The organism is Streptomyces sp. NPDC057137 (assembly GCF_042670825.1).
Classification (GTDB): Bacteria; Actinomycetota; Actinomycetes; order Streptomycetales; family Streptomycetaceae; genus Streptomyces.
Genome location: NZ_JBHUUW010000039.1, coordinates 11480 through 26106 on the forward strand (window position 1 = coordinate 11480; position 14627 = coordinate 26106).

Consider the following 14627-nt stretch of genomic DNA (forward strand, 5'->3'; position numbering starts at 1 on the left):
CCCGGGTGGACGTGTCCCGTACGCGGACGGCCCCCCCGCGTCCGGACCGCCGTAGCCTCCAACGTCTTCAGGGCGCGGTGGGGAACGCGGCGGTGTCCCGCCTCGTGGCCCAGCGCTATACGGCTCCGGTGAAGCCGTCGCCGGCCCAGGCGGCCGGTTTCCGCAAGGTCAAGGCGGACGTGGCGGCGAAGAAGACGAAGATCGCCGTCCACCCGCCGGCGGTGGGTGAGGCGAAGGCGTCGCAGGACGCGGCGGTGGCGCCGCCGGACGACAAGGAAGCCCAGGGCAAGGCCGCGAACGCCGAGAAGATGAACGCGGCGAAGCCGGGCGAGTTCGACAAGGAAGCCTTCGTCGACGCGGTGAACAAGGCGATCGACGCGCAGGCGCCGAAGAACCTCGACGAGGCGGACAAGTTCTCCAAGTCGGGCAAGGCGGACCAGGTCAAGGCGGAGGTCGACGGAAAGGTCACGGACGGCAAGGAGTCCTCGGCCGAGGACATCGACACCGCGACGAAGGCACCGCCGGACACATCGGCGGCCAAGGACAAAGAGGTCACCCCTCTCACCCCGGACCAGGCCCCCGGCAACCCGGGCGCCCCGTCGGCGGCGGACGCGATCCCGGAGAAACAGCCCGCCGCCGTCACCGACTTCTCGGAAGGTCCGGCGCAGAACGATCAGGCGATGGCGGACGCGGAGGTCACCGAGGAGCAGCTGGCGAAGGGCAACGAGCCGGAGTTCAACGAGGCGCTGTCCGCGAAGAAGACCTCCGAGGCCGATGCCGCGAAGGCCCCGGCGAAGGGCAAGGCGGCCGAGGACCAGCAGCTGTCCACGGCGAAGGAGGGCGCGGCGGCGTCCGGCGCCCAGGCGATGACGGCGCTGACCGCGACGCGGTGTGCGGCCGGGAAGCAGGTGGACGGCGGCAAGGGCGACACCAGGACGAAGGACGAGAAGAAGCGCGCCGAGGTCACGGCGAAGCTCCAGAAGGTCTACGACGGCACGAAGAAGGACGTCGAGGAGACGCTGTCCGGCCTGGACAAGAAGGTCGACACGGCGTTCACGTCGGGGGAGAAGGCGGCGCGGGACGCGTTCACGGCGGACCACAAGCGCCGGATGAAGAAGTACAAGGACAAGCGCTACTCGGGCTGGACCGGTAAGGCCCGCTGGGTGAAGGACAAGTTCACCGGGCTGCCGAAGGAGGCGAACGCCCTCTACCAGGAGGCCCGCAAGCTCTACGTCTCCCAGATGCGGACGGTCATCTCGTCGGTGGCGGACATCATCGGCGCCGAGCTGGGCCGGGCGAAGGCGCGTATCGCCAAGGGCCGCGCCGAGTTGAAGGCGGAGGTCGACAAACTCCCCGCGGATCTGAAGGAGTTCGGCGAGGAGGCGGCGAAGGACTTCGCGGGCAAGTTCGACGACCTGGAAGCCACGGTCGACGAGAAGTCGGAGCAGTTGGTCCAGGACCTGGCGTCGAAGTACACAGCGGCGCTGAACAAGATCGACGAGGAGATCAAGAAGCTCCAGGAAGCCAACCGGGGGCTGATCGACAAGGCGAAGGACGCGATCGTCGGCGCGATCAAGACGATCAACGAGCTGAAGAACCTGCTCCTCGGGATCCTCGCGAAGGCCGCCTCCGCGATCATGAAGATCATCAAGGACCCGATCGGTTTCCTCGGCAACCTGGTCAGGGCGGTCGGCGCAGGCCTGAACCTCTTCATCTCCAACATCGCCGACCACCTCAAGACGGGCGTCGTCTCCTGGCTGCTGGGCACGGCGGTCAAGGCGGGCTTGGAGCTCCCGGCGAGGTTCGACCTCAAGGGCATCATCCAGATCATCGGCTCACTGCTGGGCCTGACCTGGGACAACATCCGCACCCGCGTGACCCGCAAGGGCGTCCCGGACGAGGCGATGTCGGCGGTCGAAACGTCGGTCCCGGTGGCCCAGAGCCTCGCCCGCGAGGGCCCGGCCGGCGCGGCGAAGGAAATCCAGGCGGAGACGGGCGACCTGAAGGCGACGATCCTCTCCAAGCTGACGACCTACCTGATCCCGACGGTGATCGTCGCGGGGATCACCTGGATCCTCTCCCTGCTGAACCCGGCGTCCGCGTTCGTCCGGGCGGTCAAGGGAATCATCGACATCGTCACGTTCATCGTGACGCAGGGCGCGCAGATCATCGACTTCGTCAACGCGGTCCTGGACGCGGTGATCCAAATAGCCAACGGCGGCCAGGCGGGCGTCCCCAAACTGGTAGAAGCGGCCCTCGCGGCCAGCGTCCCACTCCTGATCGGCTTCCTCGCGGCGCTCCTGGGCATCGGCGGCCTGGCGAACAAGGTCAAGTCGGTCTTCCAGTCGGTCTCCCGCCCGGTGACCCGGGCCATCGACAAGATCGTCGACTTCATCGCCAGGAAGGGCAAAGCCCTCTGGGGCAAGCTCAAGAAGAAGTCCAGCAGCAAGACACCGAAGTCGACGTCGCAGGACAACAAGCACTCGGCCGGCGCTTCCAGGAAGGGAGATCTGGACGGAGGTATGCGCGCCGCACATCAAATAATTAAGCGGGGAGTTGATGAGCGTGAAATAAAGGAAAAATTCACATCCATTAGATCGAAATACGGGTTGGCTGGACTCCGGCTGGTGGTTGACCGTAGGGAATCCCTTTACGAATATGCTCATGCAGAAGGAACGGTGCAGCGGGCCCGTACCCCAGAGGAGCCGATTGAGCCGACTGACGAGGAAGTAATTGCTGAACTCCCAAGGGATGTGGAGGTAAAGTCGGATGGAGGTAAGGGGCAGTACTCGCACGAAGCGGGAGCGGCAGGGCGCCTCCTGAGCAAGCTACTCTCGTTCAGGGCAAGGATAAGCGAAGGAGTGAAGGCGGGGTGCCGCCTTCTGATTGCGACACTTCCAGGCAAGGCAAGTATCACCTTCAGGGAGCGTTCGCAACCGCCGGAGCTGCGTCAACACCTGGCCCATTTGGCGCAGATAATCGATAAAAAGGGCGCGTCCAGAGAAGAGCGCAGTGAAGTGATAAATGAACTACGCACACCAGATAATCAGTCTCGTGGAGAACTTGAAGGTTATGCGCTCGACAGCGTTTTGGCGGAGAATCAAAAAGCGGTAGCTCAGTTGATCGAGCAACTAGAAAGAGAGAATCATGACGTGATTGTCGGCATGGAAAGAGGGGGTGCGTTCGTGGGGGACGTGCTGGCGGCCGGGAGTCGACAGCTCGCTCCGAAGATCCAGAAGATCCCGGTTCATCGGGCTCCCAAAGGTGAAAAGAAGCGCAAGTTTGACCGTGAGGGCTTAATGCAGGGCGAGTTCAACAAGCTTATCGAGGGTGGCGCTCGAAGCATTGCGGTGGTAGATGTCTATATGGGGGGAAGAACCGCATCCTCGTTGCGGGATGAGATCTTTAAGCCGATCTTGACAGCCAAGCCGGATGTCTCATTTCGTATGTATTGGATACGTGAGACGTTGGGGTTCGAGGAGAAGAGCGAAGCTGGCGGTATTGTGTTGAAGCCGGAGCGAGGGGAGCTGAAGCAGAATAGCCCGCTTGCCGATCGGCTGAGCACCGTGACGCAATATGTGAGGCTCGCCCTGGGGGACGATATGGAGATTGCTTTCGATCCTGACTCGCGCACTCCGATTACCATATTCGACCGACAAGGGAAAATAGTTCGTAAGTGGACTCCAGGGCCAGGTCAGACTACTCGCGATCTCTTGGTGGATCTACTCAATCGGTCTGACTAGGATAGGTGAGAGCGAGCGTCATGCCCGCCCTGGAAAAGAGTGAGTTCAGCTCGGCATCTTGAATCTTTGGCCTTCCCGTGAAGTACGTCAGATTTACGTAGATTGCTGGTAGTCGGCCCAGCGTCACAGATTCAACAAGCTCGCGGTCGACATCCTCGTCCTCGAAATCGCCTGAATCGGTAAGGGCGACGACTTGGTACCCGGCAAGGGCTTCTTCCGCTTGCAGTACAGACAGCCGGGAGCCAAGATTCCTCATGAGGGCTACAGTCTCATCTTTGGTGTCGAATTCTCTTTCTGAAATGAAGATTTCGCAAGAAAGATTCATTCATTCCTCCAATGTCAATACCGCAAGCGTGAAGGACATCACTCATGGCAACCACAGTCAAGGTTGGACGGAGGTCGACACGTGCGTCAGGCGCGGTCGGTGGGAGTCGTCTCGTTTGCACGCTGTCATCCCACGGAATCAGGCTCGACCAGTGCAATGCCCGATCGGGAGCCGACCATGCTTGGTCTGGGTGCGAGAGTCGTCACGGATCCGCAACGGCCGGATGTTCCCGAGCGGTGATCCGTCGGCCGCCACGGTGTGCTGCTGGCCTTCCCGCGCGTCACTCATAGAACTTTTGTTAGAATCGCTTCGTGACAAATTCCGGCTATGCCCCCGGCGAGGGGCCTACTAAGTCCGTGTCCGTGTCCGTCCACGAGGGCACCATCGAGGCGGTGCGGGCCCGCGTGGGCAAGCGTGGAATCTCCGGGTACGTCGAGGCCGCCATACAGCGCCAGATCGAGCGCGACGGCCTCGCCGAGTTGATCGCCTCCAACGAGGCGATTCATGGCCCTCTTACACCTGAGGACGTTCAGGCGGCCGAGGAGAAGTTGTTCGGTCCCACCGACAGGGGCAGTGGCACCGCCGGGGCTGCGGCATGAGTGGAACGTGGGTGCTCGACAGTGAGGCTCTGTCCCGATACTTGCGCGCTGACAAGGAGATGACGGCGCTCTTGGCCGTGGCGGTCAAGCGGGACATCCGTGTCGTTGTCAGCGCGGTCACCATCGTGGAGGCTGACCCGAACGCCGCACACAAGGCCCGCATGTCCTGGGCTCTCTCCCGGCTCGTCGTAGAGCCTGTGACGAAGGAGACCGCTGCCCGCGCCGTCGAGATCCTCCGTGACGCGGGAGGGCTCGCGGGTCACAAGTACGCCATCGACGCGATGGTCGTGGCTACTGCTCTCCGTGAGCCCGGACCGGTAACCATCCTCACCTCGGATACGGAGGACATACTCATGTTGGGTAGCGCGGCTGTGGCAGTCATCAAGGTCTGACCTGACGGCGCGGCGCTCAGCCCTGCACCAGCCCCAGATACGGCCCGAACTCCGACGCCAGCGTCAGCCGGCCCAGCTTCTGGTACTCCCGTTGGATCGCGTGGATCAGCGTTGCCATCGTTACCGCCTCCCCCGTGTCCGCTGCCAAGTACGCCGAAGTCACCGCTATCGAGCGGATGTTGCCGCCCGCCAACTCGAAGTTGGACGCGCAGAAGTCCAGGTCCAGGTCCGTGCCCCGCGGCAGCAGTGGGCCCAGGCAGCGTTCCCACAGCAGTAGGCGTTGGTCCGGAGCCGGGATCGGGAAGTCGATTACCAGGTCCAGGCGGCGGGTGAAAGCGTCGTCCAGGTTGGCGCGGAGGTTTGTGGCCAGGATGGCCAGGCCGTCGAAGGACTCCATCCGCTGCAACAAGTACGCGCTCTCCACGTTCGCGTAGCGGTCGTGCGCGTCCTTCACGTCCGAGCGTTTGCCGAAGATCGCGTCCGCCTCGTCGAAGAGCAGCACGCCGTTCACGCCCGCCGCCTCCGTGAAGATCCGCTCCAGGTTCTTCTCCGTCTCGCCCACGTACTTGTCGATCACCGTCGCCAGATCGACCGTGTAGAGGTCCAGGCCCAGATCCGCCGCGATCACCTCCGCCGACATCGTTTTGCCCGTGCCCGAGTCGCCGGCGAACAGGGCCGATACGCCCCGGCCCCGGCCACCTCCCGGGCGCATGCCCCACTCGCCGAGCACCCGGTCGCGGTGGCGGGCGCGGGCGGTGAGTTCGCGGAGTTGGGCTTGGGTGTCGGTGGGGAGGACCAGGTCGGTCCAGGTCACCGTGGGTTCGATGCGGCGGGCCAGGCGGTCCAGGCCCGCCGCGTTCTGGGCGCGAGCCCCCTGGCGTACATGGTCGGGGGTGAGCACGCCACCCGCCAGGCGCGCCGTCTGGGCGGCGGAGCGGGCCGCGCCCGTGACCTGTTCGGGGGTGAGGAGGAACGGGGCCAGCAGGCGGTCCGCGTCGATCGCGGGCGGGAGCCGCGTCGGGGCCCACTGCTTGTACGCGTCCGTCCACAGCGCCCCGCGCGCCGACGGCTCCACCCGTGGGGCGTGCAGCAGCAGCGGGGGAGAGACGGACCACGACGCGTCCCACGGGGCCCGGCCCACCAGGATCGTGGGGACTTGAGTGGCCGTCAGAAGGCGTAGCAGGTGCGGGTGTTCGCGGAAGACCGCGTCCAGCGGGGCGCACACCAGGCCCGCGTTCGTCAGACGGGCCTCGCGGACCAGGGCACGTACCGCATCCGCCGGCGCCGGATCCTCGGCCAGCCGTGCCAGGTCCAGGCCCAGCACGCCCAGGCCCGCCAGCGCGAGCGCCGACGCGGCCAGCGCCGTACCCGCGCCGCCTTGGTCCTCGCTCAGGTACGCCAGTTGGACACCGTCGGCCAGCACCCCGGCGAGCGGGGCCGGGTCGCCGACGCCGCGTACCGCGTGCCACGGGGCCAGCAGGTCCGCCAGGCGCGGATCGGGGGTGTCGTCGCCCAGGAGGTGAGCCGTCACCCGGTCCGGGACCCGTAACGCGCGGCTCAGGAAAGGCCGTTCCAGGTCCTCGACCAGCAGCAGTCCACCGGCCCGCAGTGTGGATCGGGCCGCCAGCCGGGCACGGGCCGCGTGGTCCGCCGGGGGCGAGCCGCACAGGCCCAGGGCCAGGCCGATGGACGGGCGGCGGCGGGTCACGTCGTCGTTCAAGTAGCCGTAGAACGCCTCGAACCGGTCGTCCAGATCCGGCACGAGCGCGATGAGCAGGATCTCGACGTCGAGCGCGGTGAGGCCGAACTCCGTTGCCAGGGTGGTGAGTCGGGAGTCCGGCACCTCATCGATCAGCTGTCCGTCGAGGGGTGGGAAGGAACGGGCCCCCTCCTCGTCCAGCAGCCTCGCGACGTTCTCCTCCGTCAGATACAGGCCCCTGAACGCGTCGTCCGGGTCGGGGTCGACGCGTTGCCTCGCCTCCACCGCACGGCGGACACGCTGCTCCACCGTGACCGCCCTGGCGAGCAGGTGTCGCAAGCTCGTCATACGTCGGTTTCCTCCGGTGCCGTGCCGCGCGTCTCCGTGATGCGGACGGCGCCGGACGACCGCGGCGGCGCCGGGTCCCGGTGCGGCCGGCCGGGCCGCGACCCGTACACCGGCAGCCCCTTACGGCCCGGCTGGCCCTGTGTCTCGCCCTCGTCCCGCGCGGGTACGTCCCCGAACCGAGCCCGGAGCCCGTCGTCGCCCACCGGCGGTCCCGCCTCGTAGACCGGCGACGATGTCACCGGGACGCTGATCACCAGGTCCAGCGAGGGCTTCAACTCCCCGCCCAGCGCGCTCCACACATCGGCGAACGAGCGGTCCTCCGGCGGCGGCAGCGCGATCGACAGCGGTACCGCCGCCCCGATCTCCGCCAGGGACCCCGTCAGCCGTTCCGGCGGCAGCGCCTCGTACCGCAGCAGGCACGCCAACAGCGAGGACAGCAGCCGGTGTTCGTCCTCCGGACGCTTCGTCCACGCCGTGATCAGATACGACAACTTGAAGAAACGCGGCGGGCGGCGGCGTGCGACGATCGCGCCACGCTCGTCGTACTCGTTGTGCAGACCGCGCTCCCGCCGGCGCATGTCCTCGCGGATGTCGTAGAGATAGAGGTTGACCATCGGCGCGTTGACCTTGGCGGCCCACTCCCTCGTCGGCGCGTCGAACACCACCGCGATCTGGCCGCCTTCGAGGACCTCCGCCCGAATGAGGGCCCGCAGGACATCGTCCACCTCATGGATCATCCGGAGGCCACTCCCGTCGTCGGCGCTCCGCTCATGACCGGCCCGCGAAGTCCGGTGGCTGCAGGTTGCGTTGGACCACCAGGACCGGTTTCTGGAGCCGGGGCAGGTCGGTGGCGTCGGCCCGCAGCACGCGCGGACCGAGCGTGTCCTTGCGCAGCACCAGCATCTGCACCTCGAAGGTGCCGTCGCGGCCCACCCGGATACCGGACCTGTCGGCCGTGATGCCGAGGGACCAGGTGAGACGTACGGTCTCGCCGGGCGGATAGTCCTTGCCCCGCGCCAGCACGGGCTGGCCCGGTTTGGCGACCAGCGGGGTCACTTCGAGCGAGGGCTTCAGGACGCGCAGCCGGTCGGTGTCCCTGTTGTCGGCCGTACGGCGGTCGGGCAGCGTGCCGCGCACCGTGGCCCGTACGTCGCCCGTGATCGCCGCGCGGTACGTCGCCGTCTGCGTCACCTCGATACGGCCTCCGGCGAGGATCGTGCACGGCCGGGCCGCCGTACAGCGGTTCAGGGCCGGCAGCGTCCGGTCGGCGCTGCGGGACGGCGTCGGCCAGGTCGCCGCCAGCACGACACCCGTCGCCGCGTCCGGTCCCGCGTTCGTGACCGTGAACCGGGCGCGGGCCGGGCGGCCGACGTACGTACGGTCCGGGCTTACGTCGGCCCGCACCGCGAGGTCCGACGTCGGCGGCACGGGGGGCGCGGGCGGCACAGGGAGTTCGAGCACCTCGAACTGGGCAGTGTCCGTACCGGTGTTGCCCGCCAAGTCCGTGGCCGAGCAGGTGACCGACGTCGTCCCGACCGGGAAGAGCGCACCGGATCCGGGGTCGCATGTCACCGGCAGCGCGCCGTCCTGGGCGTCCGTGGCCGTGGCCGTGAAGGTGATACGCGCTCCGTCGTCGCCCGTCGCCCTCACCGTGCGGTCGTCCACCGTGACGACCGGGTCGTTGATGTCGTTCACGGCGATGCTGATCTTCTGCTGGAAGTCGGGATCCGGTACGGCGGCGGGGCCGAGCTTCTCCGTCCCCGGTACCTGGGCGCCGAGTTGGAGGAACTGCACCGTGCAGGTCAGGGTCGTGCCCTGGGGGGCGTCGGCCGACACATCGACGTTCTCGGTGAACTGCGCGGTTCCGCCGCTGCTGAGCTGCCTCGTCGGCGGGTCCAGTGTGACGCTGAGATGCGGGTCGCAGTCGTCGAGTCGGTGGCCGACGGTGGTGGGCAGATTGTCGAAGCCGTCGATGATCGCCTGGGCCGTCGCGTCCGGCTGGATGCCTTCCAGCAGTTGGCCACCGGTGGCCTGGATGATCCGGTTGGCCTGGCCGGGAGTTGTCGGCGGATCTTCGATCTGGCCCGGGAAATCAGGGTTGTTGGCGTTCCCGTTGCCGTTCAGGCCGTCCCCCCGGTCGCTGTCCACCTCGATACCGATCACCCGGACCCCCTTGTCCTGAAGGTCGGCGATCGTGTCGTCGATGGTGTGGCCGTTGCTCGGTGCGTGACTGGAGGCATCGCTGACCAGGACGACGACCGGGCTCGCGCCCTCACGGAACACCGTCTTGCCGTCCGCGCCGTTGGCGATCTCCCACAGGCCGTTGATCCAGTCCTCCGACGGGCCCATGCTGAATCCGCCGAGGTCTGTTCGTAGCCCGTTGACACCGGTCTGGACCAGCTCGATGTCTTCCGTCAGCTCCTGGAGTACCCGGAAGCCCGCGTTCGGCTCATCCACCTGCTGGTCACCGAAGGTCGCGACCGCGAAACGTGAATCAGGCTCCTCGGCCCGGATCTTGTCGGTGATGTCGGGCAGATTGTCCTGGACGCTCGTGATCGGCTCCTCCATGCTGGCCGTGCCGTCCACCAGCAGCACCACATCGGGCCTCGGCGGGATCGCCGGAGTTCGCACCTGTTTGGTCACACCCGTCGAACCGCCCGGGTCGAGCGCCTCGTCGAGCGTCGCCGGCGTGACCCACGGTTCGGGAGGTACGGGCACGGCCGCAGCGGTCCCGATTTCCGTAGCCGTAGCCGTAGCCGTAGCCGTAGCCGTCGCCGTCGCCGAAACCGCCGACGCGGGCGCGAGACCGGTGGCCAGGAGGAGCAGGACGAGACCCGCCGCGCGCCCGGCGCCGCCGTGCCGGGTCCGCGCGCGTGACCGCTCCCGAAGCCCCGGCTGAATCCACCGCACAGTGTTCCTCCCCGTCCCCGCGAACCGCCTCCGCGAGCCGCCTCCGCGAACCGTCTCGTACGTGCCGTCTCGTACGGCCCCGGACATGCCGCCGCGCCTGTACGGTCCCGTACAACCCCCGTACGCACAGCGGAAGTCGAGCCACTTCAACGGGAAGGCGCGGCTGCCCTTTGGGGCAATCCGCGTAGATCGATAAAGGCCCTGGAGATCAAATAAGGCCCTGGCGCATCGCGTACGCCACCGCGTGCGAGCGATTGCGCAATTGCAGCCGGGTCATCACGGAATGCAGCACGTTCTTGATCGTGCGCTCCGAATAGGCCAGCTTCGTCGCGATATCCGCGGTGTCATAACCCTCGGCGACCAGCCGCAGCACATCCACCTCACGCGCCGCCAGACCCGTGAAGTGCAGCCCGCGCGGCCCGAGCACCTGACCCTGCAGCCTGCCGACCTCTTCGAGGAGGCGTCCGAGCAGGTCGGAGGGGAGATGCCCCTCACCCCGCGCCACCGTCCCGATGACATGCACCAGATGCTCCGGCGTCGACTCCGACCGTCTGACCACGCCGGCGACGCCGCACTCCGCCGCGCTCACCAGCTTCTGCTCGTCGATGTCCGTCGTGACCAGAACGGTGCGGCAGTCGGCGGTGCGTTGGATGTGCCGCAGCGTTCTCAGCGCGTCCTCGTCGACCGCGTCCACGACGATGACCACGACCTGCGGCGAGACGTCCTCGTCGTCCCATTCCATGACACTGACCTCGGGACGGGCCCTCAACTGGCTGGCCACGCCCGCCTGCGATATCGGATCCTGGGCCCATAACGCGACAGTGGTGCGCTCCATGCGAATGCTCCCCCTGGGCAACAGCCGTAGGCGTCACAGGAAGGCACAAGCCTCACAGCTGTAATTGACTGCCCCATCCGTTGTGAGGCTGACTGAAGATTCCCGCGTTGCCGGACAAGGAAACGGAAAGGTTGCCACGGGCAGCGAATCTGCCCGAAAGTGTTCCTTCCCGGCCGATGTCACACCCGCTCACCGACTCTACGGTCCGCCTTATGAGTCTCACCGCAAGCCTCGACGAAACGTCCGTCGCCGCCGAGCCGGGCGAGGAGACGGCCCTTCCTCTGCAGGTCCTGAACTCAGGCCGGACCGTTGAGGAGTACCGCTTCGAGGTGGTCGGCGCGTGCGCCGCCTGGTCGGCGGTGGAGCCCGCCGTCCTGTCCCTCTATCCGGGTGACTCCGGGACCGTGTCACTCATGCTGCGCCCGCCCCGCGACTCGACGGTGCCGGCGGGCGAGACACCGTTCGGCGTCCGCGTGGTGCCGACCGGTGACCAGGGCGGGACCGTCGTGCCCGAGGGCCGGGTGACCGTCCTGCCGTTCACGGAGACGACGGCCGAACTCGTACCGCGCAGCTCGCACGGGTCACGGAGCGGAAGGCACCGGTTCGCCGTCGACAACAGGGGCAACACACCCGTCACCGTACGGCTCGGGGCCCAGCCCGGTACCGAACTGGCGCGGGTGGACTTCGCCGTACCCGAACTCCGGATCGAGCCGGGCCGCGCCGAGTTCGGGAAGGTGCGCGTACGGCCGGCCAAGCGCATGTGGCGCGGCGCGCCGGTCACGCACCCCTTCCAGGTCTCCGCCGCCCCGCAAGCGGCGGCCGAGGGCCAGGAGGCCCCGGAACCCGTCCTGGTGGACGGCTCCTACCAGCAGGAACCTCTCCTGCCGAGCTGGCTGCCCCGGGCACTCGTCGTGGCCGCCGTGGTGCTGATCGCGCTGGTCGGCCTCTGGTACGCGCTGCTGCGCCCGGCGGTGAAATCGGCGGCGCGGGAGGCGGTCACACCCGAGGCGGTACGGTCGGCGGTCGAGGCCGACCCGAGCCGGTCGGCGGACGGGGGAGACCCGGGCGGCGCGGACTCGGCGGGCGGCGACTCCGCGGGCGGCGACTCCGCCGGGGCGGGCACGGACGGCGGGCCCGGGGCCAGTACGTCACCGAGCCCCGGCCCCTCGGCGGACGACGCCGCCGCGAACGCCCCGACCAGCGCGCAGGTACGGGTCAGCGACTCGGTGGGCGGCGGTGCGAACACCGGGACGGCCCTGCGGGTACCGGCGGGCCAGACGTTCCAGCTGACGGACCTCGTCGTGCAGAACCCGCAGGGTGACGCGGGAACGGTCGTCGTCTCGGCCGGGCCCGAGACCCGCGTGCTCAGCCTGGGGCTGGAGAACTTCCGCGACTCCGACTACCACTTCGTGACCCCCATCGTGGTGCCCGCGGGAGGCACGGTCACGATGACCATCGACTGCCGGAGGATCGGCAGGCCGGTGGGGGCGCCTGCTCCCTCGCGGTGCACGGAGTCGCTGTTCCTGGGCGGGACGATGAGGCCGGCGACGGGAGGCTGAGGGAGCGGGCCGACGGTCCCGGCCGAGGGCAGGCGTCGCCCCCGAGCCAACGACGCTCTCACGGCATCACGCAGTCGGCGCCTCTTCCTCCTCCTCCGGGCCTTTCGTCTCGGCCCGCTGCACGAACGAGCCCTGGACGTCGGCCGGTTGCTCCTCCTCGTCCTCGGTGGCCGCTCGCTGTACGGCGGGAGCCGCCGGGGCGGGGGTCGGCGCGGCGACGGGCGGTTGGGCCGACGCCGGTGCCGGGTCGGTCAGTACCCGGTCCGCGTTCGCGACGGCCTCCCGCTCGAACCGGTCCGAGGGGTCGCTGACCCGGATGCCGCCGGGCGCCTCCGTGCCCTCCACCGGCCCCTCGCGCTGCTGGATCACATGGGTCAGCTCATGCGCGAGCGTGGTACGGCCCTGGGGCGAGGACGGGTCGTACGCGTCGCGCTGGAAGACCACGTTGTTGCCCACGGTGTACGCGTGCGCGCCGACACCCTTCGCCGACTCGTGGGCGGCCGAGTCGTTGTGGATACGTACGTCGGAGAAGTCCGCGCCCATCCGGCTCTCCAGATCCGTACGGGTCTCCGTGTCGAGGGGCGAGCCGCCGGACGACACGACATCGTGCACCGGCGAACGACGCTCCTCCTCGGCCTGGTCCGGCGCACCGCTGCGGGCCCGCTGGATCACCGGGCCGAGCGCGCCGTTGCCGACGGCCCGCTGGAGCACGCCCATCCCGGCGGTGCCGATCACGTCGGTACGCCCGGTGGCCGCCGCGCGGTAGAGATGGTGGGTCCGCTCGTCCGGGGCACCACCCGCCGGCGGACGGTCGTGGCCCCGATCGTGCTCGTGCTCGTGGTTGTGCGCGTTCTCGCGATCGCTCTCGTGATCGTGATCGTGATCGTGTGAGTTCATCACCGTCTCCCTGACCGCACCGGTCGCCCGTCTACCCGGCCGGGCCCGCGCCGCGGCGGTCCCGGCACTTCACCCTGACCGCGCGCCCGTTCCCCGTCCAGGCCGCGCACCGGCCCGACCGGGGCACCCGGCGGTGCCCCTTCGGGCAGCCAGAAGGGGCGGACGGCCGCGAGTTCGTATCCATGTTCTGGCGGTCCATGGTTGAGCGGAACCTGGATCGGGCCGGTCTCTGCGAGGACCCTGGTCACTGGGCGGAAACATGCCGTTGAGCAGGGAGTTCTCTGGTGAAGGCAGTGAAGACAGTGAAAGCGGTGAAGGAAGTGGCGGTACCGGATCTGGGAGGAAAGCTCGCCGTCGTGACCGGGGCGAGCGGCGGCGTCGGACTCGGGCTGGCCGAACGGCTCGCTCGTGCGGGCGCCGAGGTGGTGCTGGCGGCTCGGGACCCGGCCAAGGGCGCTGCCGCGCTTGAGCGGATCCGCGCGGGCGTACCGGGGGCCGAGGTTTCCACGCGCGTCCTCGACCTGGCCTCGCTGGACTCGGTCGAACGGTTCGCGGACACGCTGAACGGGGAAGGCAGACCGCTCGACATCCTGATCAACAACGCGGGGGTGATGGCGCCGGCCACCCGGCATACCACGGCCGACGGCTTCGAGCTGCAGTTCGGCACGAACCATCTCGGTCACCTGGCCCTCACCGGGCGGCTCCTGCCGCTGCTGCGCGCGGGCCGGGCCCGGGTCGTCACCCTGACGAGCAGCGCCGCGCGTGGCGGCGGCATCCACTGGGACGACCTTCAGGCCAAGAGGAAGTATGCCCCGGTACGGGCGTACAGTTTCTCCAAGCTGGCCAACCTGCTGTTCGCGCTCGAACTGGACCGCCGGAGCGCCGCGGCCGGGTGGCACATCGCCAGCATGGCAGCTCATCCGGGCAGCACGTTGACGAATCTCTACGCCTCCGGGCCCAACATGGGCCGTACGCGCCCCGCCCGCTACGAGGCGCTCGTCAAGCGGCTCGCCCGCTGGGGTGTGTTCGTGCAGCCCGTCGACGCGGGGCTGCTCCCGCCGCTGTACGCGGCCACGAGCCCGGCGGCGAAGGGCGGTCGGCTGTACGGCCCCGACGGCCCAGGTCAGTTCACCGGTGGCCCGAAGGAACTGACCGTCTACAAGTCGGCGCGCGGCGAGGCGGACGCCGCGCGGCTCTGGGAGATCTCGGAGAAGTTGACAGGGGTCTCGTACGGGGGAGCCTGACGTCCGCGAACTGGCGACCGGGCAGGCGAGTGAGCGGGCGAGCGGGCGGGCGCGCAAGTGACGGAAAGGGATCGAG

The 14627-nt window shown here is 68.3% G+C and carries 11 protein-coding genes; 5 read left to right on the forward strand and 6 right to left on the reverse strand.

Translation table 11 applies throughout. The features are described 5' to 3' along the window. The first annotated feature begins 104 nt into the window (after positions 1–104). A complete protein-coding gene (locus ACFT9I_RS26355) occupies positions 105–3743 on the forward strand; it encodes a hypothetical protein (protein WP_382568119.1) in 3639 nt (1212 codons plus the stop codon). Here the strand turns inward: ACFT9I_RS26355 and ACFT9I_RS26360 are convergent. After that, a complete protein-coding gene (locus ACFT9I_RS26360) occupies positions 3727–4068 on the reverse strand; it encodes a hypothetical protein (RefSeq protein WP_382568121.1) in 342 nt (113 codons plus the stop codon). The genes ACFT9I_RS26355 and ACFT9I_RS26360 overlap by 17 nt on opposite strands. Before the next feature lie 311 nt (positions 4069–4379). Between ACFT9I_RS26360 and ACFT9I_RS26365 the strand changes: the two genes are divergently transcribed. Then, positions 4380–4667 (forward strand): hypothetical protein, encoded by a 288-nt coding sequence (locus tag ACFT9I_RS26365; protein WP_382568123.1) that lies wholly within the window; start codon positions 4380–4382, stop codon positions 4665–4667. An 11-nt stretch (positions 4668–4678) separates the two neighbouring features. Then, positions 4679–5059 carry a PIN domain-containing protein gene (locus tag ACFT9I_RS26370; protein ID WP_382568125.1) on the forward strand — a complete coding sequence of 127 codons (381 nt, stop codon included), beginning with the start codon at positions 4679–4681 and terminating at the stop codon, positions 5057–5059. Positions 5060–5075: 16 nt separating this feature from the next. Here ACFT9I_RS26370 and ACFT9I_RS26375 read toward each other — a convergent pair whose 3' ends face one another. The 4 genes from ACFT9I_RS26375 to ACFT9I_RS26390 all read right to left on the reverse strand — a co-directional run bounded on the left by ACFT9I_RS26375 (position 5076) and on the right by ACFT9I_RS26390 (position 10851). Then, the gene (locus ACFT9I_RS26375; RefSeq protein WP_382568126.1) at positions 5076–7106 is read right to left on the reverse strand and encodes an ATP-binding protein; all 2031 of its coding nucleotides are present in this window, start codon (positions 7104–7106) and stop codon (positions 5076–5078) included. Continuing rightward, positions 7103–7843, reverse strand: coding sequence for a DUF4255 domain-containing protein (locus ACFT9I_RS26380; RefSeq protein ID WP_382568128.1), 741 nt, complete (start codon positions 7841–7843; stop codon positions 7103–7105). Before ACFT9I_RS26380 ends, ACFT9I_RS26375 begins: the two co-directional genes overlap by 4 nt. 31 nt (positions 7844–7874) lie before the next feature. Continuing rightward, positions 7875–10016 (reverse strand): VWA domain-containing protein, encoded by a 2142-nt coding sequence (locus ACFT9I_RS26385; protein ID WP_382568130.1) that lies wholly within the window; start codon positions 10014–10016, stop codon positions 7875–7877. A 208-nt stretch (positions 10017–10224) separates the two neighbouring features. Beyond that, positions 10225–10851 (reverse strand): response regulator transcription factor, encoded by a 627-nt coding sequence (locus tag ACFT9I_RS26390; RefSeq protein WP_382568131.1) that lies wholly within the window; start codon positions 10849–10851, stop codon positions 10225–10227. Positions 10852–11063: 212 nt separating this feature from the next. On the opposite strand from ACFT9I_RS26390, the gene ACFT9I_RS26395 reads away from it, so the two are divergent. Then, positions 11064–12410: a hypothetical protein gene (locus ACFT9I_RS26395; protein ID WP_382568133.1), complete on the forward strand. Its 1347-nt coding sequence runs from the start codon at positions 11064–11066 to the stop codon at positions 12408–12410. Between the two features lie 66 nt (positions 12411–12476). Here ACFT9I_RS26395 and ACFT9I_RS26400 read toward each other — a convergent pair whose 3' ends face one another. Further along, entirely contained in the window at positions 12477–13307 is an 831-nt protein-coding gene (locus ACFT9I_RS26400; protein ID WP_382568134.1) for a DUF4157 domain-containing protein, read from the reverse strand. A gap of 293 nt (positions 13308–13600) precedes the next feature. Between ACFT9I_RS26400 and ACFT9I_RS26405 the strand changes: the two genes are divergently transcribed. Further along, on the forward strand, positions 13601–14551 hold the full coding sequence (locus tag ACFT9I_RS26405; RefSeq protein WP_382568136.1) for an SDR family oxidoreductase: 951 nt from the start codon (positions 13601–13603) through the stop codon (positions 14549–14551). Positions 14552–14627 lie beyond the last annotated feature (76 nt).

What these genes read in the sequence shown, in the direction of transcription:
- ACFT9I_RS26360 (WP_382568121.1), bottom strand. Translation starts at nt 4,068, where the DNA reads ATGAATCTTTCTTGCGAAATCTTCATTTCAGAAAGAGAATTCGACACC.
- ACFT9I_RS26390 (WP_382568131.1), bottom strand. Translation starts at nt 10,851, where the DNA reads ATGGAGCGCACCACTGTCGCGTTATGGGCCCAGGATCCGATATCGCAG.
- ACFT9I_RS26375 (WP_382568126.1), bottom strand. Translation starts at nt 7,106, where the DNA reads ATGACGAGCTTGCGACACCTGCTCGCCAGGGCGGTCACGGTGGAGCAG.
- ACFT9I_RS26395 (WP_382568133.1), top strand. Translation starts at nt 11,064, where the DNA reads ATGAGTCTCACCGCAAGCCTCGACGAAACGTCCGTCGCCGCCGAGCCG.
- ACFT9I_RS26380 (WP_382568128.1), bottom strand. Translation starts at nt 7,843, where the DNA reads ATGATCCATGAGGTGGACGATGTCCTGCGGGCCCTCATTCGGGCGGAG.
- ACFT9I_RS26400 (WP_382568134.1), bottom strand. Translation starts at nt 13,307, where the DNA reads ATGAACTCACACGATCACGATCACGATCACGAGAGCGATCGCGAGAAC.